The 17729-nt window shown below is 73.7% G+C and carries 20 protein-coding genes; 13 read left to right on the forward strand and 7 right to left on the reverse strand.

Annotated features, from left to right (window positions below; translation table 11 throughout):
- Positions 1-11: 11 nt before the first annotated feature.
- Positions 12-248 carry a DUF397 domain-containing protein gene (locus AB0M29_RS30355; protein ID WP_365388393.1) on the forward strand — a complete coding sequence of 79 codons (237 nt, stop codon included), beginning with the start codon at positions 12-14 and terminating at the stop codon, positions 246-248.
- 46 nt (positions 249-294) lie between these two features.
- On the opposite strand, the gene AB0M29_RS30360 is transcribed toward AB0M29_RS30355, so the two are convergent.
- Positions 295-1422, reverse strand: a complete 1128-nt coding sequence (locus AB0M29_RS30360; RefSeq protein WP_365388487.1) for an 8-amino-7-oxononanoate synthase — start codon at positions 1420-1422, stop codon at positions 295-297.
- Positions 1423-1658: 236 nt separating this feature from the next.
- On the opposite strand from AB0M29_RS30360, the gene bioB reads away from it, so the two are divergent.
- From bioB to bioD, 3 genes are read left to right on the forward strand one after another with little or no spacing between them, the layout of a single operon-like run.
- Positions 1659-2897, forward strand: coding sequence for a biotin synthase BioB (gene bioB, locus AB0M29_RS30365; RefSeq protein ID WP_365388395.1), 1239 nt, complete (start codon positions 1659-1661; stop codon positions 2895-2897).
- The gene (locus AB0M29_RS30370; protein ID WP_365388397.1) at positions 2890-4206 is read left to right on the forward strand and encodes an adenosylmethionine--8-amino-7-oxononanoate transaminase; all 1317 of its coding nucleotides are present in this window, start codon (positions 2890-2892) and stop codon (positions 4204-4206) included. The genes bioB and AB0M29_RS30370 overlap by 8 nt, the downstream gene beginning before the upstream one ends.
- Positions 4207-4248: 42 nt before the next feature.
- Positions 4249-5109 (forward strand): dethiobiotin synthase, encoded by an 861-nt coding sequence (bioD, locus tag AB0M29_RS30375; RefSeq protein WP_365388488.1) that lies wholly within the window; start codon positions 4249-4251, stop codon positions 5107-5109.
- Positions 5110-5160: 51 nt separating this feature from the next.
- Here bioD and AB0M29_RS30380 read toward each other — a convergent pair whose 3' ends face one another.
- Positions 5161-5550 (reverse strand): fic family toxin-antitoxin system, toxin component, encoded by a 390-nt coding sequence (locus AB0M29_RS30380; RefSeq protein ID WP_365388399.1) that lies wholly within the window; start codon positions 5548-5550, stop codon positions 5161-5163.
- Complete coding sequence (locus AB0M29_RS30385; RefSeq protein WP_365388402.1) at positions 5547-5774, reverse strand: toxin-antitoxin system HicB family antitoxin; 228 nt, start codon at positions 5772-5774, stop codon at positions 5547-5549. The genes AB0M29_RS30380 and AB0M29_RS30385 overlap by 4 nt, the downstream gene beginning before the upstream one ends.
- Before the next feature lie 123 nt (positions 5775-5897).
- On the opposite strand from AB0M29_RS30385, the gene AB0M29_RS30390 reads away from it, so the two are divergent.
- The 3 genes from AB0M29_RS30390 to AB0M29_RS30400 all read left to right on the forward strand — a co-directional run bounded on the left by AB0M29_RS30390 (position 5898) and on the right by AB0M29_RS30400 (position 8790).
- Positions 5898-6326: a GNAT family N-acetyltransferase gene (locus tag AB0M29_RS30390; RefSeq protein ID WP_365388403.1), complete on the forward strand. Its 429-nt coding sequence runs from the start codon at positions 5898-5900 to the stop codon at positions 6324-6326.
- An 89-nt stretch (positions 6327-6415) separates the two neighbouring features.
- Positions 6416-7777: a hemolysin family protein gene (locus tag AB0M29_RS30395; RefSeq protein WP_365388405.1), complete on the forward strand. Its 1362-nt coding sequence runs from the start codon at positions 6416-6418 to the stop codon at positions 7775-7777.
- On the forward strand, positions 7774-8790 hold the full coding sequence (locus AB0M29_RS30400) for a hemolysin family protein (RefSeq protein WP_365388406.1): 1017 nt from the start codon (positions 7774-7776) through the stop codon (positions 8788-8790). Before AB0M29_RS30395 ends, AB0M29_RS30400 begins: the two co-directional genes overlap by 4 nt.
- Before the next feature lie 9 nt (positions 8791-8799).
- Here AB0M29_RS30400 and AB0M29_RS30405 read toward each other — a convergent pair whose 3' ends face one another.
- Complete coding sequence (locus tag AB0M29_RS30405) at positions 8800-9528, reverse strand: carboxymuconolactone decarboxylase family protein (protein ID WP_365388408.1); 729 nt, start codon at positions 9526-9528, stop codon at positions 8800-8802.
- A gap of 74 nt (positions 9529-9602) precedes the next feature.
- Here AB0M29_RS30405 and AB0M29_RS30410 point away from each other — a divergent pair, with 74 nt between their 5' ends.
- From AB0M29_RS30410 to mug, 4 genes are all read left to right on the forward strand, one after another.
- A complete protein-coding gene (locus AB0M29_RS30410) occupies positions 9603-10238 on the forward strand; it encodes a TetR/AcrR family transcriptional regulator (RefSeq protein ID WP_365388410.1) in 636 nt (211 codons plus the stop codon).
- Between the two features lie 50 nt (positions 10239-10288).
- Positions 10289-11068 carry an SGNH/GDSL hydrolase family protein gene (locus AB0M29_RS30415; RefSeq protein ID WP_365388412.1) on the forward strand — a complete coding sequence of 260 codons (780 nt, stop codon included), beginning with the start codon at positions 10289-10291 and terminating at the stop codon, positions 11066-11068.
- A gap of 110 nt (positions 11069-11178) precedes the next feature.
- The gene (purB, locus tag AB0M29_RS30420) at positions 11179-12612 is read left to right on the forward strand and encodes an adenylosuccinate lyase (protein WP_365388415.1); all 1434 of its coding nucleotides are present in this window, start codon (positions 11179-11181) and stop codon (positions 12610-12612) included.
- Entirely contained in the window at positions 12609-13184 is a 576-nt protein-coding gene (gene mug, locus AB0M29_RS30425; protein WP_365388490.1) for a G/U mismatch-specific DNA glycosylase, read from the forward strand. The genes purB and mug overlap by 4 nt, the downstream gene beginning before the upstream one ends.
- On the opposite strand, the gene AB0M29_RS30430 is transcribed toward mug, so the two are convergent.
- The gene (locus AB0M29_RS30430) at positions 13137-13574 is read right to left on the reverse strand and encodes a hypothetical protein (RefSeq protein ID WP_365388417.1); all 438 of its coding nucleotides are present in this window, start codon (positions 13572-13574) and stop codon (positions 13137-13139) included. The two genes, mug and AB0M29_RS30430, sit on opposite strands and share 48 nt — an antisense overlap.
- A 151-nt stretch (positions 13575-13725) precedes the next feature.
- Between AB0M29_RS30430 and AB0M29_RS30435 the strand changes: the two genes are divergently transcribed.
- Complete coding sequence (locus tag AB0M29_RS30435) at positions 13726-14883, forward strand: ROK family protein (protein WP_365388419.1); 1158 nt, start codon at positions 13726-13728, stop codon at positions 14881-14883.
- Between the two features lie 67 nt (positions 14884-14950).
- On the opposite strand, the gene AB0M29_RS30440 is transcribed toward AB0M29_RS30435, so the two are convergent.
- Positions 14951-15712 (reverse strand): GntR family transcriptional regulator, encoded by a 762-nt coding sequence (locus AB0M29_RS30440; protein ID WP_365388421.1) that lies wholly within the window; start codon positions 15710-15712, stop codon positions 14951-14953.
- Positions 15713-16003: 291 nt separating this feature from the next.
- On the opposite strand from AB0M29_RS30440, the gene AB0M29_RS30445 reads away from it, so the two are divergent.
- Positions 16004-16750 (forward strand): SDR family oxidoreductase, encoded by a 747-nt coding sequence (locus AB0M29_RS30445; RefSeq protein WP_365388422.1) that lies wholly within the window; start codon positions 16004-16006, stop codon positions 16748-16750.
- Between the two features lie 60 nt (positions 16751-16810).
- On the opposite strand, the gene AB0M29_RS30450 is transcribed toward AB0M29_RS30445, so the two are convergent.
- Complete coding sequence (locus AB0M29_RS30450; RefSeq protein ID WP_365388425.1) at positions 16811-17689, reverse strand: RNA polymerase sigma-70 factor; 879 nt, start codon at positions 17687-17689, stop codon at positions 16811-16813.
- Positions 17690-17729: the final 40 nt, after the last annotated feature.

A 17729-nucleotide genomic window follows, 5' to 3' on the forward strand; every position in this document is an offset into this window, starting at 1 on the left:
AAGGAGACACCATGACAGCTCTGTCCCGGTACGTTTCCTCAAGTACGGCGCTTTCCGGTGTGAGATGGCAGCGCAGCAGCCACAGCACCGCCGCGAACAACTGCGTGGAGACCGCCCGGCTCGCCTCAGGTCTTCTCGCCGTCCGCGACTCCAAGGACCAGGAGGGCCCCGCGCTGCTGTTCACCCCGGCGGCGTGGTCGCACTTCGTGCGAGCGGTGCGGGATGACGTACTGCCGCCGCCGGACTAGAACCGGCGGCGTCCGGACCCGGGCCGCCCAGGGCAGGCCCTAGGCCCTAGGCCCGGTTTCGGGGGCCGGTGACCGCACCGGGCGGGGCGGTGCGGTCGATCACGTCCACCGCCGCTGCGATCTGGTCGTCCGTCAGGTCGCAGCGCGCGGTCAGCCGCAGCCGGGAGACGCCGTCGGGCACGGACGGCGGGCGGAAGCAGCCCACCGCCAGCCCCTCGGACCTGCACCGCGCGGCCCAGTCGTAGGCCGCCTCCGGCGACGGCGCGCGGACCGACACCACACACGCGTCGGGCGCGGTCGCGTCCAGACCGGCGGCGGTCAGCCCCCGGTGGAACGCGAGGGCGACCTGGTGCGCCCGCGCGGCCCGCTCGGGCTCCCGGCGCAGCAGCCGCAGCGCGGCCAGCGCGGACCCGGCGGCGGCGGGAGCGAGACCGGTGTCGAAGATGAAGGTACGGGCGGCGTTGACCAGGTGCTCGATCACCACGGCGGGCCCGAGCACCACACCGCCCTGCGTACCCAGCGACTTCGAGAGCGTGGCGGTGCACACCACGTCCGGCGCCCCGGCCAGTCCCGCCGCGGCGACCGCGCCCCGGCCGCCCTCGCCCAGCACGCCGAGGCCGTGCGCGTCGTCGACCAGCAGCCCGGCGCCGTACGTCCGGCAGACCGCGGCGAGCGCGGGCAGCGGCGCCGCGTCCCCGTCGACCGAGAAGACCGAGTCGCTGACCACCACGGCCTGGCCGTCGTGCCCGGCCAGCGCCTTGGCGACGGCGTCGGGGTCCGCGTGCGGCACCACCTCGGTCGTCGCGCGCGACAGCCGGCAGCCGTCGATGAGGGAGGCGTGGTTGGCGGCGTCGGAGACCAGCAGGGTGCCGGGGCCGGTGAGGGCCGTGACCGCGGCGAGGTTGGCGGCGTAGCCGGAGGCGAGCACCAGCGCGGCCTCGAAACCGGTGAAGTCGGCCAGCTCCGCCTCCAGTTCGGCGTGCAGCTCGGTGGAGCCGGTGACCAGCCGGGAGCCGGTCGCACCGGCGCCCCAGCGCAGACAGGCGTCGGCGCCGGCCCGGGTCACCTCGGGGTGCCGGGTCAGCCCGAGGTAGTCGTTGCCCGCCAGATCGACCAGCGGCGAGTCGGCCGGGCGCGGCCGCAGCTCCCGGCGCAGCCCGGCGGCGCGGCGCAGGCGGTCCTGCTCGGCGAGCCCGGCGAAGGGCCCCGGCCGCCGCGGCTGGTCGCCGTCGGCGGAAGCGGCTGGCTGGTGCGTGCTCGTCACGGCGGTCCCCGGGGTCGTCGGCAGGTAATGAGCAACGTACTGGGCCGCACACCTGCACAGGGTGTGGTGATGCACACACCTGCCGCCACCGGAGTTGTGCGGTCCGCCATTGGCCACGGCCGCCCTCGTAGGCGAGGATCGCCCCTATGGATCTGCTGACGACACTGGTGGACAAGGGGCTGCGGCGCGAGCTGCCCACCCGGGACGAGGCGCTCGCCGTACTGGCGACGTCCGACGACGAACTGCTCGATGTGGTGGCCGCCGCGGGGCGGGTGCGCCGCCAGTGGTTCGGGCGCCGGGTCAAGCTGAACTACCTGGTGAACCTCAAGTCGGGGCTGTGTCCTGAGGACTGCTCCTACTGCTCGCAGCGGCTCGGCTCGAAGGCCGAGATCCTCAAGTACACCTGGCTGAAGCCGGACGAGGCCGCCGCGGCGGCGCGGGCCGGGGTCGCGGGCGGCGCCAAGCGCGTCTGCCTGGTGGCGAGCGGGCGCGGGCCGACCGACCGTGACGTGGACCGGGTGTCGGCGACCATCGCCGCCATCAAAGAGGACAACGCCGACGTCGAGGTGTGCGCCTGCCTCGGGCTGCTCTCCGGCGGCCAGGCGGAGCGGCTGCGCACCGCGGGCGCCGACGCGTACAACCACAACCTCAACACCTCCGAGAGCACCTACGGGGACATCACCACCACCCACACGTACGCCGACCGGGTGGACACCGTGCAGCAGGCGCAGGCCGCCGGGCTGTCGGCGTGCTCCGGGCTGATCGCGGGCATGGGCGAGACCGACGCCGACCTGGTCGACGTGGTGTTCGGGCTGCGCGTGCTGGACCCGGACTCGGTGCCGGTCAACTTCCTGATCCCGTTCGAGGGCACCCCGCTGGCCAAGGAGTGGAACCTCACCCCGCAGCGCTGCCTGCGCATCCTGGCCATGGTCCGCTTCGTCTGCCCCGACGTGGAGGTCCGGCTCGCGGGCGGCCGCGAGGTGCACCTGCGCACCATGCAGCCGCTCGCCCTGAACCTGGTCAACTCGATCTTCCTGGGCGACTACCTGACCAGTGAGGGCCAGGCGGGTCAGGCCGACCTCGACATGATCGCCGACGCGGGCTTCGAGGTGGAGGGCGCCGGTACGACCACGCTGCCCGCCCACCGCGCGGACGTGGCCGAGCGGGCCGCGGGCGGCTGCGGCTCCCACGCGTCGGCCTGCGGTTCCGGCGACGCGGGCTGCGGCTCGGGCGAGTCGGGCTGCGGCGGGCACGAGGGCGGCGTGTGCGGCTCGCACACGGACAGCGCCCCGGCGGTGACCGCCGACGCGGTCCCCGCGGCCCGCGCCGGTCTGGTCGCGGTACGGCGGCGCGGCGCGGGGACGGACCTGCCGCCCAATGCCTGAGCCCCTCCCGGCGGCGCTGTCCCCGGACGCGCTGCTCGACCTCGACCGGCAGCACGTGTGGCACCCGTACGGCCCGATGCCCGGCCGCCAGGAACCCCTGGTCGTCGAGTCCGCGTCGGGCGTACGGCTGCGGCTCGCCACGCCCGCCGAGGGCCGCGACGAGCTGGTCGACGGCATGTCGTCGTGGTGGTCGGCGATCCACGGCTACCGGCACCCGGTGCTGGACGAGGCCGTGCGCGGCCAGCTCGGCCGGATGAGCCATGTGATGTTCGGCGGGCTCACCCACGAGCCCGCCGTGCGGCTGGCGGCCCGGCTGGTGGAGATCACCCCCGAGCCGCTGCGGCATGTTTTCCTGTGCGACTCGGGGTCGGTGTCGGTCGAGGTCGCGATCAAGATGTGCCTGCAGTACTGGCGTTCGCTGGGCAGACCGGGCAAGCAGCGGCTGCTGACCTGGCGCGGCGGCTACCACGGCGACACCTGGCAGCCGATGGCCGTGTGCGACCCGGACGGCGGGATGCACGAGTTGTGGTCGGGCGTCCTGCCCCGGCAGATCTTCGCCGACGCGCCGCCGCGCGGCTTCGACGCCGCCGTGGACCCCGACTACGCCGCTCATCTGCGGGAGCTGATCGGGCGTCACGCCGACGAGCTGGCGGCGGTGATCGTCGAGCCGGTGGTGCAGGGCGCGGGCGGGATGGCCTTCCACTCGCCGGAGTATCTGCGGGTGCTGCGGGAGGCGTGCGACGAGCACGGCGTGCTGCTGGTCTTCGACGAGATCGCCACCGGCTTCGGCCGTACCGGCTCGCTCTTCGCCGCGGGGCACGCGGGTGTCTCGCCCGATGTGATGTGCCTGGGCAAGGCGATGACCGGCGGCTATCTGACGATGGCCGCCGCGCTGTGCACCGGCGAGGTGGCCGACGGCATCTCCCGCGGCGAGGTGCCGGTGCTGGCGCACGGCCCGACCTTCATGGGCAACCCGCTGGCCGCCGCCGTCGCCTGCGCCTCCCTCGACCTGCTGCTCGACCAGGACTGGGCGCTGGAGGTCAAGCGGATCGAGTCCGGGCTGCGCGGCGGTCTCGCCGAGGTGGCCGACCTCCCCGGGGTCCGGGATGTGCGGGTGCTCGGCGCGATCGGCGTCGTGCAGCTCGACCACCCGGTGGACATGACGGCGGCGACCCGCGCGGCCGTGCGCGCGGGCGTGTGGCTGCGCCCGTTCCGCGACCTCGTCTACACCATGCCGCCCTATGTGACCGGCGACGACGACGTGGCGCGGATCTGCGCCGCGGTACGGGACGCGGCGGCCGCGGGCTGACCGGGCGCGGCCCGGCGTGATCCGCCGGGCCGGGGGGATGACCTGCCGGGACGGGGGTACGAGCGGCCCGAGCGCGCGCGCCGGACAGGCACACGGGCGGGCCGCCACTACGACGAGAAACGGAGCTGCACCATGGCCATCGTGGTCATCACCGGAACCGGTACCGAGGTCGGCAAGACGGTCACCACCGCCGCCGTCGCCGCCGCGTCGCTCGCCCAGGGGCTGAGCGTGGCGGTGCTCAAGCCGGGGCAGACCGGTGTGGCGGAGGGCGAGCCGGGCGACGCCGCCGAGGTGGCGCGGCTGGCCGGTCCGGTGACCGCGGTCGAACTGGCCCGCTACCCCGAGCCGTTGGCGCCCGCGACGGCCGCCCGCCGCTCGGGACGGCCGCCGGTGGGCCCCGAGGAGATCGCCGAGGCCGCCGCCAAACTGGCCGCCGTCCACGACGTGGTGCTGGTCGAGGGCGCGGGCGGGCTGCTGGTGCGCTACGACGAGCAGGGCTCGACGCTGGCCGACGCGGCGCGGCTGCTGCACGCCGGCGTGCTGCTGGTCTCTCCCCCGGGGCTCGGCACCCTCAACATGACCTCGCTGACCGCCGAGGCGCTGCAGGCCAGGAAGCTGCACTGCCTGGGTGTGATCATCGGGAGCTGGCCCGCGGATCCGGACCTCGCGGAGCGCTGCAACATCGCGGAGCTGCCGGAGGCCGCGCAGGCCCCGCTGCTCGGCGCGCTCCCGCAGGCGGCGGCAGCGCTGTCCCCCGCCGCGTTCCGTACCGCCGCGCCCGAGTGGCTGGCGCCGCAGCTCGGCGGCGTGTGGGACGGCGAGGCGTTCGCCCGCGTCTACGCGCCGCCCACGTACGAGGCCGCCGGACCGCGGGCGTCGGCGGCAGCGGAGGACTCACCCTAGTGAGCGTGCGGTGGGAGCCGTCCGGTTGCCGGGCGGCTCCTCCCGCTCGTCCTACAGCTCGCCGGTGCCCGTCGGCGTCCAGGTGCGCAGCTCGTCGGCGATCCGGTCGACGCTGGCGGTGCCGTCCTTCACCAGCCGGGCCAGGTCGCGGACCTGCTCGGCGGTGGTGGTGACCTTCAGGCCGCCCGCCACCAGGTAGGCGTAGGCGACGGCGGTGGCGAAGAGCGCGTTGGAGCGCTCCAGCGCGGGGACGTGGACCAGCAACTGGAGCATGGCGGCGGCACGGGTGTGCTCGTCGAGGTAGATGGGCCTGCCGAAGATCTCGGCGTCGTGCCTGGCGACCGCGGCGACCAGCGCGCCCCAGTCGGTGACCGGTGGATCGCCGGGCGTGTAGTGCTCGGCGACCATCAGCAGCCAGGGCAGGTCGATACGGAGGGTCAACGGGAGCCTTCACCTCGGGCGCCGAACTCCTGCGTGAAGACTTCCTCGTACCGCTTCATGAAGTCGGCCGCGGCCTCCACGAAAGCGCGGCCGTTCTCGCCCTCGTCCTGCTTGACGAGTTCCTCGATGTACCGGTTCACGCTGATGCCCCGCTGCGAGGCGCGCTCCCGCGCCGCCTCTGCCGTGGCTTCGTCCACCCGAACGTTCAACTGGGTCTTCGACATATGTACAAGCTAGCGCCGAAATGCTAGTAGCGGCAAGGCCGCATTCCGCACCCCTCCCGGACCCGGCGTCTCGGATCGCGGAATTGTCCGTCGCGCCCGCCGCGCGCTGGTTGGCTGCCGGGCATGAGCGATCTTCTGATACGGGCCGCGGAGCCCGCCGAGGCGGCCGCCGTACGGGCCTTCTGGCAGGTGGCGGCGGAGGGCACCAGCATCAGCGACGACGAGGCCGGGGTGGGGCGGCTGATCGCCAGGGACCCGGCGGCGCTGCTGCTCGCCGAGCGCGACGGGGAGCTGGTCGGTACGGTCATCGCCGGGTTCGACGGCTGGCGCTGCCATCTCTACCGGCTCGCGGTCCACCCGGACGCCCGGCGCCAAGGTGTGGCGCGCGCGTTGCTGGACGCGGCGCAGGAGCGATTCACCGCGCTGGGCGGACGCCGCGGCGACGCGATGGTCCTGGAGCGCAACGAGCGGGCCCACCACGCCTGGCGGGCGGCCGGCTACGCACCCGAGCCGCAGTGGCGCCGCTGGACGAAGCCCTTCACGCGGCACTAGGCCGGAGCGGAGGGGCGACTTCGGGGGCATGGCGGCGGAAACCGTGCGGTGCGTGCGGTCGTGGCCGATCATGGGACCGAGGTGACCGGATGACCGAAGCGCTCCTTCTGCTGGTGGCCCTGCTGCTCACCCTCGCCTGCGGCGTTTTCGTCGCGGCGGAGTTCTCGCTGACCACGATCGAGCGCGGCGACCTGGAGCGGGCCGAGCGGGAGGGCGAGCGCGGCGCGTCCGCCGCGCTGGCCGCGGTCCGCACCCTGACGATCCAGCTCTCCGGCGCCCAGCTCGGCATCACCGTCAGCGGCCTGGTCATCGGCATGCTCGCCAAGGGCTCGATCGCCGAACTGCTGCGCGGGCCGCTGCGGGCCGCGGGACTGCCCGCGTCGGCGGCGTCCTCCCTCGCGCTGGTGCTGGGCACCGCCGTCTCCACCGTGGCGCTGATGGTGATCGGCGAGCTGGTACCGAAGAACTGGGCGATCTCCCAGCCGCTGCCGGTCGCCAAGGCGGTCGCCGCGCCGCAGCGCGCCTTCACCACCGCCTTCCACCCGCTGATCCACCACCTCAACAACACCGCCAACCGGGTGTTGCGCCGGATGGGCCTGGAGCCCGCCGAGGAACTCGCGTCGGCCCGCGGCCCCCGGGAGCTGGCCGCTCTCGCCCGGCACTCGGCGAAGGCGGGCACGCTGGAGGCCGACACCGCCGAGCTGTTCGTCCGGACGCTCAACCTCGCCGACCTCACCGCGGAGAACGTGATGACGCCCCGCGTCCAGGTCACGGCGCTGGAGGCGCAGGCGACGGCCGAGGACGTGGCGAACGCGACCCGCGCCACCGGTCTGTCGCGCTTCCCCGTCTACCGCGGCAGCCTCGACTCGGTGATCGGCACGGTGCACATCAAGGACGTGCTCGCCGTACCCGCCACCCACCGCATCCGGCTGCCGGTCACCGAGCTCTTGCGCGAACCCCTGCTGGTCCCCGAGTCCCTGACCGTCGACCGGCTGCTCGACCGGCTGTCGGGGCGCGGCTCGATGGCGGTGGTCATCGACGAGTACGGGGGCACGGCGGGCGTGGCGACGCTGGAGGACATCGTCGAGGAGGTGGTCGGCGAGGTCCGCGACGAGCACGATCCGCAGGAACTGCCCGTGCTGCTCTTCCTGCGCGAGGAGCCGGACGGGCGGCGGATCTACGACGCGGACGGCGCGACCCGTACCGAGGACCAGCTGGAGCGGATCGGCCTGCACGCGCCCGACGGCCCGTACGAGACGCTGGCGGGTCTGGTGGCGCAGCGGCTGGGGCGTATCCCCCGGCTGGGCGACCGGGTGGACGTGGAGGGCTGGCGGATCGAGGTCACCGAGGCGGCGGGGCGGCGGTGCGCGCGCGCCCGGCTGGTGTCGCCGCCGCGCGGGCAGGAACCGGACGGCGCGGCGGACCCGCCGGGGCGGCGGCGCGGGCGATGATCCTCGTACAGCTCCTGGTCGGCGCGCTCACCCTGGTCGCCAACGCCTTCTTCGTCGGCGGCGAGTTCGGGATGATCTCGGTCCGCCGCGACCAGATCGAGCCGCTCGCCGAGTCCGGCGACCGCCGGGCCCGCAGCGTGCTGTGGGGGCTCGAGCACCTGTCGCCGCTGCTGGCGGCGGCCCAGCTCGGCATCACCGTCTCCACCCTGGTGCTGGGCATCGTGGCGGAACCGGCGATCGCCCATCTCATCGAGCCGGTGTTCCACGCCGTCGACGTGCCGGACGGCGCCATCCATGTCATCGCCTTCGCGCTCGCCCTGGCCGTGGCCACGTACCTCCACATGCTCTTCGGCGAGATGGTGCCCAAGAACATCGCACTGGCCGACCCGGTGCGCTCCGCCCTGGCCCTGGGCCCTTCGCTGGTCTGGATGACCAGGGCCCTGCGGCCGGTGATCTTCTCCGTCAACGCGTTCGCCAACGCGCTGCTGCGGCTGCTGCGGGTGGAGCCGACCTCGGAGGTCGCGGCGGTCTTCTCCGACGACCAGTTGTCACGGATGGTCAGCGACGCGGGCGCGGCGGGCCTGCTGGACGAGCGGGCCGCCGAACGGCTGCGGGACGCCCTGGAACTGGGGCGGCGGCCGGTCGGCGGGATCGTGCTGCCGCCGGAGCAGGTGGTGAGGGCGCCGCTGGGCATCACCGCGGAGGGCCTGGAGTCGCTGGCCGCCGAGTCCGGCTTCTCCCGCTTCCCCGTCGCCGACGAGGACGGCCGCGTCCTGGGCTATCTGCACGTCAAGGACGCCCTGGACGTCTATCCCCGGGACGCCGCCTTCCCCCGCACCGCGCTGCGCCGCATCACCCGCGTCGGCGCCGCCACCCCGCTCGACGACGTCCTCACCGCGATGCGCGCGGGCAGCGCGCATCTGGCGGCGGTCGTCGACGACGAGGGGCGCGGCATCGGGCTGGTGACGATGGAGGACGTGCTGAAGGAACTGGTCGGCAAGGGGCGGCCGTAGCCGGAGCGGTCAGGCGGCCCCGACGGTCTGAGCGGTCGCCGCCTCCTCCCGCCCCGCCTCCTCCCGCCCGGCGAGCAGCGCGTCGAGGACGTGCAGGGCCCGCCAGGTCCTGGTCATCCCGAAGGGCGCGGTGGCGCGGACGACGGCGCGGACCTCGCCATCTGTGGCGCCCGCGCCCAGCGCGCGGCCGACGTGGGTACGGAAGCTCTCCTGGAGGGTCTGGTAGAGCACGTCCACGGTCATCGTGGCGAAGGCCCGCTCGCGGACGCTCAGCCGGGACATCCCCGCGCGCATCCGGGACTGCAGGTCCATGTAGTCGGCGAAGTCCGGGTCGAGGGCGCTGACCTCGGCCCGTACCGCGGCCGGCATCGGGCTGCCCGTGCCGTCCGCGTTCACCTCGTGCCGCTGGCCGGTCGGCCCGGGAAGGCTGTGCGTGCGCTCGATCTCGGCCAGCCGTTCCAGGGCGGCCAGCGCCGCCGGGTAGCCGCTGTCGTAGGAGACGAAGCGCAGCAGTTCGCGCAGGTCGTCGGCGTCGAGGCCGCTGTCCAGGGCGGCTCGCACATGCAGTTCGTACGGCAGCCCGAGGGTCTGTTCGCAGACGTCGGCGACGAGGTGGAGCAGGACGCGCTCACGCGGCGTCAGTTCCTTGCCCTCGCCGAGCTGCCGCGAGGTCGCCGCGGCCATCTCGGTGAACACCGGGTCGAGCTCCTCGACGGCGTTCTGGGTCGGCAGTGTCATGGTGGGACTCCTTAAGTGAACAGCTGTAGGGCTACGACTGTAGTCTTAAATATGGCCGCATACAATGGCGAGTCATGGACGCGACGACCCAGGGCCGAGACAAAGCGCACCCCGCGCCGCGCGGCCGCAACGCGCGCGGCCAGGGCGAGCGGCTGCGCGCCGAGATTGTCGAGGCGGCGCTGCGGTTGCTGGAGGAACTCGCCGACGACCAGGCGCTGTCGCTGCGCGCGGTTGCCCGCGAGGTGGGCATCGCGGCGACCTCCGTCTACCTCCACTTCGCCGACCGCGACGCGCTGGTGACGGCCGCGCTGGAGCAGTGCTACGCGGACCTGATGCGCGCCGTGGACGAAGCCGAGGAGGGCGCCGCCGACCCGGCGGCCGCACTCCGCGGGCGTATCGCGCTCGTCATCGCGTGGTCCCAGGAGCACCCTGGGCTGTACAAGGTGCTGCACGAGAGCACGCTCAACCGGCGCGGTGACATGTCCTTCAAGGAGGAGATGTCCGCGCGCACCACCGCGGCGATCCAGCGCTGCATGGACGCCGGTCTCGCGCCGGCCGGCGACGCGGCGGCCGTGTCGCTGGACCTGCGCACCGCCCTGCACGGCGCGGTCTCGCTCCGCGTCAACCAGCCCGACGCGCCCTGGCCCCCGCTGGACGAGCAGATGGAGCGGTTCCTGACGAAGCTGGTCGGCATCCCGCCCGCCCCGTGACCCGGGTCGTTTCACCCCGTACTGAGCGGTCGCATAGAATCGCGTGCGCCATGCAGACAGACGCGCTTCCCACCGGGTACACCAGTTTCGTCGCGGTCGGCGACTCCTTCACCGAGGGGATGTCCGACCTGCTTCCCGACGGCTCCTACCGGGGCTGGGCCGACCTGCTCGCCGCCCGGCTGGCGGCCAGGGAGCCCGGCTTCCGCTACGCGAACCTCGCGGTGCGCGGCAAGCTGATCCGGCAGATCTCCGAGGACCAGGTCGACACCGCGGCCGCCATGCGCGCGGACCTCGTGACCCTGGTCGGCGGCCTCAACGACGTGCTGCGGCCCAAGTGCGACGTCGACACGGTGTGCGCGCTGCTGGAGAGTTCGGTGGAGCGGCTGGCGCCCTCGTGCAAGCAGCTCGTGCTGATGCGCAGCCCCGCCCGGCGCGGCCCGGTGGCCACCCGCTTCCTGCCGCGTATGGAGCAGCTCTTCTCCTTCGTCGACGACCTGGCCGAGCGGCACGGGGCCCTGGTGGTCGACCTGTACGGGGCCGAGGTGCTGGGCGACCGGCGGATGTGGGCGGACGACCGGCTGCATCTGACCGCCGACGGGCACCGGCGGGTCGCCGAGGCGGTCTGGCAGACGCTCGGACTGCCCGCGCAGGACGACTGGACGCTGGGGCTGCCGCCCGCCGTACCCGCGGCGTGGGCGTCGCGCCGCGCCGCCGACCTGCGCTTCACCCGCGAGCACCTGTTCCCCTGGATCGGCCGCCGCCTCACCGGCCGGTCGTCGGGCGACGGCCGCCCCGCCAAGCGCCCGGACCTGCTGCCGTACGACGGCTGAGCCGCGGGCGGCCCGCGCCCGCTTCCGGCCCGGCGCCACCCCGCTGAGCTGCGGTCCGGGGGCCGGACGGGCGTGAGGCGGGCCGCCCGCAGCCGGTATGCTCTCCACACGTGACTGCTAAGCCGCGTATCCCCAACGTTCTGGCCGGCCGCTACGCCTCCGCGGAGCTGGCCGCCCTGTGGTCCCCCGAGCAGAAGGTGGTGCTGGAGCGCCGCCTGTGGCTCGCCGTGCTGCGGGCGCAGAAGGACCTGGGGATCGAGGTGCCCGAGCAGGCTCTCGCCGACTACGAGCGGGTGCTCGAACAGGTCGACCTCGCCTCGATCGCGGAGCGCGAGAAGGTCAACCGGCACGACGTGAAGGCCCGGATCGAGGAGTTCAACGCGCTCGCCGGGCACGAGCAGGTCCACAAGGGCATGACCTCCCGTGACCTGACGGAGAACGTGGAGCAGCTCCAGATCCGGCTGTCGCTCGAACACGTGCGGGACCGTACTGTCGCCGTGCTCGCGCGGCTCGGCCAGCTCTCGGGCGAGTACGCGGAGCTGGTCATGGCGGGCCGCTCGCACAACGTGGCCGCGCAGGCCACCACCCTGGGCAAGCGGTTCGCGACCACCGCCGACGAGCTGCTGGTGGCCTTCGAGCGGGTCGAGGACCTGCTGGGCCGCTACCCGCTGCGCGGCATCAAGGGCCCGGTGGGCACCGCGCAGGACATGCTGGACCTGCTGGGCGGCGACGCCGCGAAGCTGGCCGAGATGGAAGGCCGGATCGCCGAACACCTGGGCTTCTCCCGGGCGTTCACCTCGGTCGGCCAGGTCTACCCGCGCTCGCTGGACTACGACGCCGTCACCGCGCTGGTGCAGCTCGCCGCGGCCCCCTCCTCGCTGGCCAAGACGATCCGGCTGATGGCCGGACTCGAACTGGTCACCGAGGGCTTCAAGCCGGGCCAGGTCGGCTCCTCCGCGATGCCGCACAAGATGAACACCCGCTCCTGCGAGCGCGTCAACGGCCTGATGGTGATCCTGCGCGGCTACGCGTCGATGACCGGCGAGCTGGCCGGCGACCAGTGGAACGAGGGCGACGTGTCCTGCTCGGTGGTGCGCCGGGTCGCGCTGCCGGACGCCTTCTTCGCCTTCGACGGGCTGCTGGAGACCTTCCTGACGGTGCTCGACGAGTTCGGCGCCTTCCCGGCGGTCGTCGCCCGCGAGCTGGACCGCTACCTGCCGTTCCTGGCCACCACCAAGGTGCTGATGGGCGCGGTGCGTGCCGGGGTGGGCCGCGAGCTGGCGCACGAGGCGATCAAGGAGAACGCGGTGGCGTCGGCGCTGGCGATGCGCGAGCAGGGCGCCGAGCGCAACGAACTGCTCGACCGGCTGGCCGCCGACGACCGGATCCCGCTGGACCGCGCGCAGCTCGACGCGCTGATGGCGGACCGGCTCTCCTTCACCGGCGCCGCCGCCGGCCAGGTCGCCGAAGTGGTCCGCAGGATCGAGGACGTGACCAAGGCGCACCCGCAGGCCGCCGCGTACCGCCCCGGGGCGATCCTCTGACCCCGGAGGAGCTGGCGGCGGCCCGGGACCGGATCCTGGAGGACGTCATCGCCGACGGGCTGTCGGTGCTGTTCTGCGGCATCAACCCGGGCCTGATGTCCGCCTTCACCGGACATCACTTCGCGCGCCCCGGCAACCGGTTCTGGCCCGCGCTGCACGCCTCCGGCTTCACCCCGCGCCGCTTCGCGCCCGGGGAGCAGCGGGAGATGCTGACGCTGGGCCTGGGCATCACCAATGTCGTGGGCCGGGCCACCGCGCGGGCGGACGAGCTGAGCCCGCGGGAGCTGGTCGAGGGCGGGCGGCGGCTGACCGCCAAGGTCGAGCGGTACCGCCCGGCGTGGCTGGCGGTGCTCGGCGTGACCGCCTATCGCGTCGCCTTCGCGGAGAAGCGGGCCCAGGTCGGCCCGCAGGACACGGTCATCGGCGGCACCCGCGTCTGGGTGCTGCCCAGCCCCAGCGGCCTGAACGCCCACTGGACACCCACCCAGCTCGCCGCGGAGTTCGCCCGGCTGCGGGCCGCCGCGTCAGACGACGCCCCGCTCCCCCACGGCCACGACGAGCTGGAACGGTAACTCCCCGTCCCACTGCCCGACCCCCACCGCTATCCACCTGTCGTCGACCTGCCAGCCGTAGACCTCGGGCAGATAGCCGCACAGCATCCCCAGCGGCGGCGGGACCGTACCGCCCTCGTCCAGGCGGGCGAGATACGGAGCCAGGTCCACGGTGTGCGGCTCGCCCCAGCGGCGGGCCAGGATCTCCACCAGCGCCTGGCAGGCCGCCCCGAAGTCGTCGCCCACCACCGCGCGGCGGCTGCCGTCGTCCTCCCAGAAGTCCTCGCTGACCGCGAGATCGGCGACATGGAAGCCGGGGCCGCTGTCCACCGCGCCGGAGCGGACCCGCTGCGCGGGGAATTCCCGGGCGCGCAGGACGTCCACGGTGGCAAGCTGGGCGACAAGATCCATGTGTCCAGTAAAGCTCTCCCGTAAGACAATTGGCGGTCCGTCAGGACTTCCGGCGGCACGCCGTGGAACATCGGTCACGGTCGGCACTCGCCGCGGGGCCGTCCGCCGGGTACGATCCGCCACACACAGGTACAGGCTGGGAGGACATACGTTGGGGCGGCTCACCGGCGGGGACCCATCCCTGCTACGGCGGATCAACTCCGCGGTCGTCCTCCACGCCCTGCGCGGGGCGCAGACCCCGACCCTCACGGAGCTGGTGCACAGCACCGGCCTGTCCCGGCCCACCGTCGAAGGCGTCATCGAGGGCCTGACGGAGTCCGACCTGGTGGTGGAGGTCGCTCCCGAGGGTGGCGACGCGCGCAAGCAGGGCCGCCCCGCCCGCCGCTTCCGCTTCCACGCCGAGGCCGGGCATCTGCTGGGCATCGAGATCGGCGCGCACCAGGTGCGGGTGGTGCTGTCCGACCTCAGCGGCCAGGTGCTGGGCTCGCACTGGCGCGAGGTGGACGAGGCCGCTTCCGCCGACGACCGGCTGGAGCGGGTCCGCGGCACCGTCGCCGAGCTGCTGCGCAAGGCCGGGGTGGCCCGCAGCACCCTCTGGGCGGTGGGTGTGGGCAGCCCCGGCATCGTGGAGGCCCACGGCGAGGTGCGGCTGAGCACCGCGCTGCCCGGCTGGACCGGGCTGCCGCTGGGCGAGCGGCTGCAGCGCTCCTTCCGCTGCCCCGTACTGGTCGAGAACGACGCCAACGTGGCCGCGGTGGCCGAGCACTGGAAGGGCGTCGCCGTCGGCATCGACGACGTGGTCTTCGTGCTCGCCGGGCTCAGCCCCGGCGCGGGCTCGCTGATCGGCGGGCGGCTGCACCGCGGTTTCGGCGGCGCGGCGGGCGAGATCGGCGCCCTGCACCTGCTGGGCCGCGAGGTCACCCCCGAGTACCTGCTGTCGACGACGGGCACCCCACTGCACCCGCTGGACGAACCGGCGGTCGAGCGGGTCTTCGCTCTGGCCAGGCAGGGCGACGTGCAGGCCAAGGACGCCGTGGAGCGGTTCCTGCGGCGGCTGGTGCACGACGTGGCGGCGCTGGTGCTGGCCATCGACCCGGAGCTGGTGGTGATCGGGGGCTGGGCGGCGGGCCTGGACGGCATCCTGGAGCCGCTGCGGGCCGAGCTGGCGCGCTACTGCCTGCGCCCGCCCAATGTGACGCTCTCCGGCCTGGGCCAGGAGGCGATCGCCACCGGCGCGCTCCGACTGGCCCTGGACCACGTCGAGGAGCAGCTCTTCGCGGTGGAGCAGACCTCGTTGGCCCGTCACTGAGCGGACGGCACAGAGGGCCGATCCCCCATGGGGATCGGCCCTCTTTCTGCGGCGTGCGCCCGCGGCGTCAGGACGCCTGGCGGGTGTCCGGCTGGTGGTGGGTGACCTCGACCGCGCCGGAGTCGCCGAAGGTGAGGCGGCAGGTGTCGGCGCGGTAGGTGGCCACCGACGCGGCGGCGACCCGGCCGCCCACGAAGTAACGGGTGGTGACGACCAGCACCGGGGCACCGGGCAGCCGGTCGAGCTGCTTGGCGTCCTGGGCGCTCGCCGAACCCAGCTCGACGGCGCGGTCCTCGCCCTCCAGCTCCAGGGCGTGCAGCTCGCGCAGCACCGCCGGGGCGTGGCTCGCGGGCGAGAGCATCGTGGACAGCCCGGGTACGGAGGCCGACGGCACGTAGAGCAGCTCGGCGCCGACCGGCTGGTTGCGCATCACGCGCTCGCGGCGGATGGTGTGCACCGTCTCCTCGGCGCCGATGCCCAGCAGGCCGCCGATACGGGCCGGCGGTACGGCCTCGACGCAGCCGACGGTGTTCCAGGTGTCGAGGCGGGCGCCCGGCCACACATTGGCCGAGGGGCCGACGGCCACACCCATCCGCGGCGGGGCCACGGTGGTGCCGACGCCGCGGCGCCGCTGCAGCCGCCCTTCGAGTTCGAGCTGTTCGAGAGCCTGGCGCAGGGTCGCGCGGGCGACACCGAAGCGGGCGGCGAGATCACGCTCGTTGGGCAGGATCTCACCGACCTCGAACTCCGAGTCGAGGGCGTCGTTCAGCACGGACTTCAGGTGCCAGTACTTCGGCTCCTGCACCGATTCGAGCTGCGTGGTCCCCACCCTGTCCTCGCAATCACCGGGCCCTGGACGGGCCTTGGCCGACGTCCTGTCAGACCTTGTTAAGGCTTGTTTCCGAACCACTGTTTATTAAAGGTCCTTGCACTACTACGGACGATAGAGCCGTGTCGTGAACTTGGTCAAGACCAATCCTCGATCGCGCCCACCGCTCCGGGGCCCGGTACGCGGGACGTTCACGCGATGTTGACGGACCGCTGCGATAGCGTTCGTGATCACCGTGCGGGCGGACGCGCCGCAGGTGAACGGCAGGAAGAGTGCGAGGGAGCGGTATCGATGAGTCCCGTCACGGTCATCACCGGCGGCAGCCGCGGGATCGGCGCCGCGGTGGCGCTGCGGCTCGCCGCGGAGGGCCACGCCGTCGGCATCGGCTACGAGCGGGCCGAGGAGGCGGCGCGGGACGTCGCCCGGCAGATACGCGAGGCGGGCGGGCGGTGCGCGGTCGTCCAGGTCGACACCAGCGACGAGACGCGGGTCGACGCGCTGTTCGACGCGGTCAAGGAGCAGCTCGGCCCGATCACGGGGCTGGTGAACAACGCGGGGATCACGGGTCCGCTGGGCCGCTTCACCGAGACGCCGGTGGACGTGATGCGCCGCGTGGTGGACGTGAACGTGATGGGCGCCCTGATCTGCGCCCGGCGCGCGGCGCTGGAGATGTCCACCCGGTACGGCGGCGCGGGCGGGGTGATCGTCAACATGTCGTCGGGCGGCGCCACCCTGGGCAGCCCCGGCGAGTACGTGCACTACGCGGCGAGCAAGGCGGCCGTCGACACCCTGACGCTGGGGCTGGCGAAGGAGCTGGGCCCCGACGGGGTGCGGGTGAACTCGGTACAGCCCGGCATGATCGTCACCGACATCCACGCGGCGATGGGCGACCCGGAGCGGCCGTGGCGCAACCCCGAGCGGGTGCCGATGCGGCGTCCCGGGCAGCCCGAGGAGATCGCGGGCGCGGTGGCCTGGCTGCTCTCCCCCGACGCGTCGTACACCACGGGCGCGGTGCTGCGGGTCAGCGGCGGGCTCTGAGCCGCGGCCCGACGGCGGCGGCCGGCCGCCCGGCATCCGCCGCCGCCCGGTCGGCCACCGTCATCTGATGCCGGTCAGCTTGCCGGGGTTGGTCAGCAGATAGACGCAGGCGATCCTGCCGTCCCTGGTCTCCAGCGCCACCACGGTGTGCGGGCGGCCGTGGGTGGTGATGACGATCGCGGGCGCGCCGTTGACCTCGCGGAAGGTGACGGCCGCGTCGGGCGGGGTGTCGGAGGAGATGGCGTGCAGGAAGCGGCCGACCTTCGACGCGGTCTCGATGACGCGCAGCGGCGCCTTCTGCACACCGCCGCCGTCGCCCATGAGCCGCACGTCGGGCGCGAGCAGTGCCATCAGCCCTTCCAGGTCGCCGCCGACGCAGGCGGCGAGGAAGCGTTCCGTGACCTCCGCGCCGACCACCGGGTCGGCGTCGTAGCGCGGCTGCCGCTCCTCGACATGGCGCCGGGCGCGCCCGGCGAGTTGCCGGACCGCCGGTTCGCCGCGGTCCAGGACGGCGGCGATCTCGGCGTACGGATAGCCGAACGCCTCCCGCAGCACGAACACCGCGCGCTCCAGCGGGGAGAGCGACTCCAGCAGCACCAGCATCGCGAACGACACGGTTTCGGCCAGCAGGACCCGTTCCTCGGCGTCGGCCGCCGCTGAAGGACCGTCGGTGGTCAGCGGCTCGGGCAGCCACTCGCCGACGTAGGACTCGCGGCGCGACTGCACATGCCGCAGCCGGTCGATCGCCAGCCGGGTGGTGGTCCGCACGAGGAAGGCGCGCGGTTCGCGGACCGCGGCGCGGTCGGCGCCGTCCCAGCGCAACCACGTTTCCTGCACCACGTCCTCGGCGTCGGCGAACCGTCCGAGCATCCGGTACGCGACCCCGGTCAGTACCGGCCGGTGCGCCTCGAAGACCGCGACCGCGGTGTCGTCACTCACCCGCCCATCCCATCCGACCGGCCCCGGCGCTGTCCAGCGA

The organism is Streptomyces sp. NPDC051976 (assembly GCF_040680795.1).
In the GTDB taxonomy this organism is placed as follows: domain Bacteria; phylum Actinomycetota; class Actinomycetes; order Streptomycetales; family Streptomycetaceae; genus Actinacidiphila.

Coding starts and splice junctions, on each gene's coding strand:
- AB0M29_RS30390 (WP_365388403.1), top strand. CDS start 5,898: ATGAGCGATCTTCTGATACGGGCCGCGGAGCCCGCCGAGGCGGCCGCC.
- AB0M29_RS30385 (WP_365388402.1), bottom strand. CDS start 5,774: ATGTCGAAGACCCAGTTGAACGTTCGGGTGGACGAAGCCACGGCAGAG.
- AB0M29_RS30395 (WP_365388405.1), top strand. CDS start 6,416: ATGACCGAAGCGCTCCTTCTGCTGGTGGCCCTGCTGCTCACCCTCGCC.
- AB0M29_RS30415 (WP_365388412.1), top strand. CDS start 10,289: ATGCAGACAGACGCGCTTCCCACCGGGTACACCAGTTTCGTCGCGGTC.
- AB0M29_RS30445 (WP_365388422.1), top strand. CDS start 16,004: ATGAGTCCCGTCACGGTCATCACCGGCGGCAGCCGCGGGATCGGCGCC.
- AB0M29_RS30370 (WP_365388397.1), top strand. CDS start 2,890: ATGCCTGAGCCCCTCCCGGCGGCGCTGTCCCCGGACGCGCTGCTCGAC.
- bioB (WP_365388395.1), top strand. CDS start 1,659: ATGGATCTGCTGACGACACTGGTGGACAAGGGGCTGCGGCGCGAGCTG.
- AB0M29_RS30405 (WP_365388408.1), bottom strand. CDS start 9,528: ATGACACTGCCGACCCAGAACGCCGTCGAGGAGCTCGACCCGGTGTTC.
- AB0M29_RS30410 (WP_365388410.1), top strand. CDS start 9,603: ATGGACGCGACGACCCAGGGCCGAGACAAAGCGCACCCCGCGCCGCGC.
- AB0M29_RS30355 (WP_365388393.1), top strand. CDS start 12: ATGACAGCTCTGTCCCGGTACGTTTCCTCAAGTACGGCGCTTTCCGGT.
- AB0M29_RS30400 (WP_365388406.1), top strand. CDS start 7,774: ATGATCCTCGTACAGCTCCTGGTCGGCGCGCTCACCCTGGTCGCCAAC.
- AB0M29_RS30430 (WP_365388417.1), bottom strand. CDS start 13,574: ATGGATCTTGTCGCCCAGCTTGCCACCGTGGACGTCCTGCGCGCCCGG.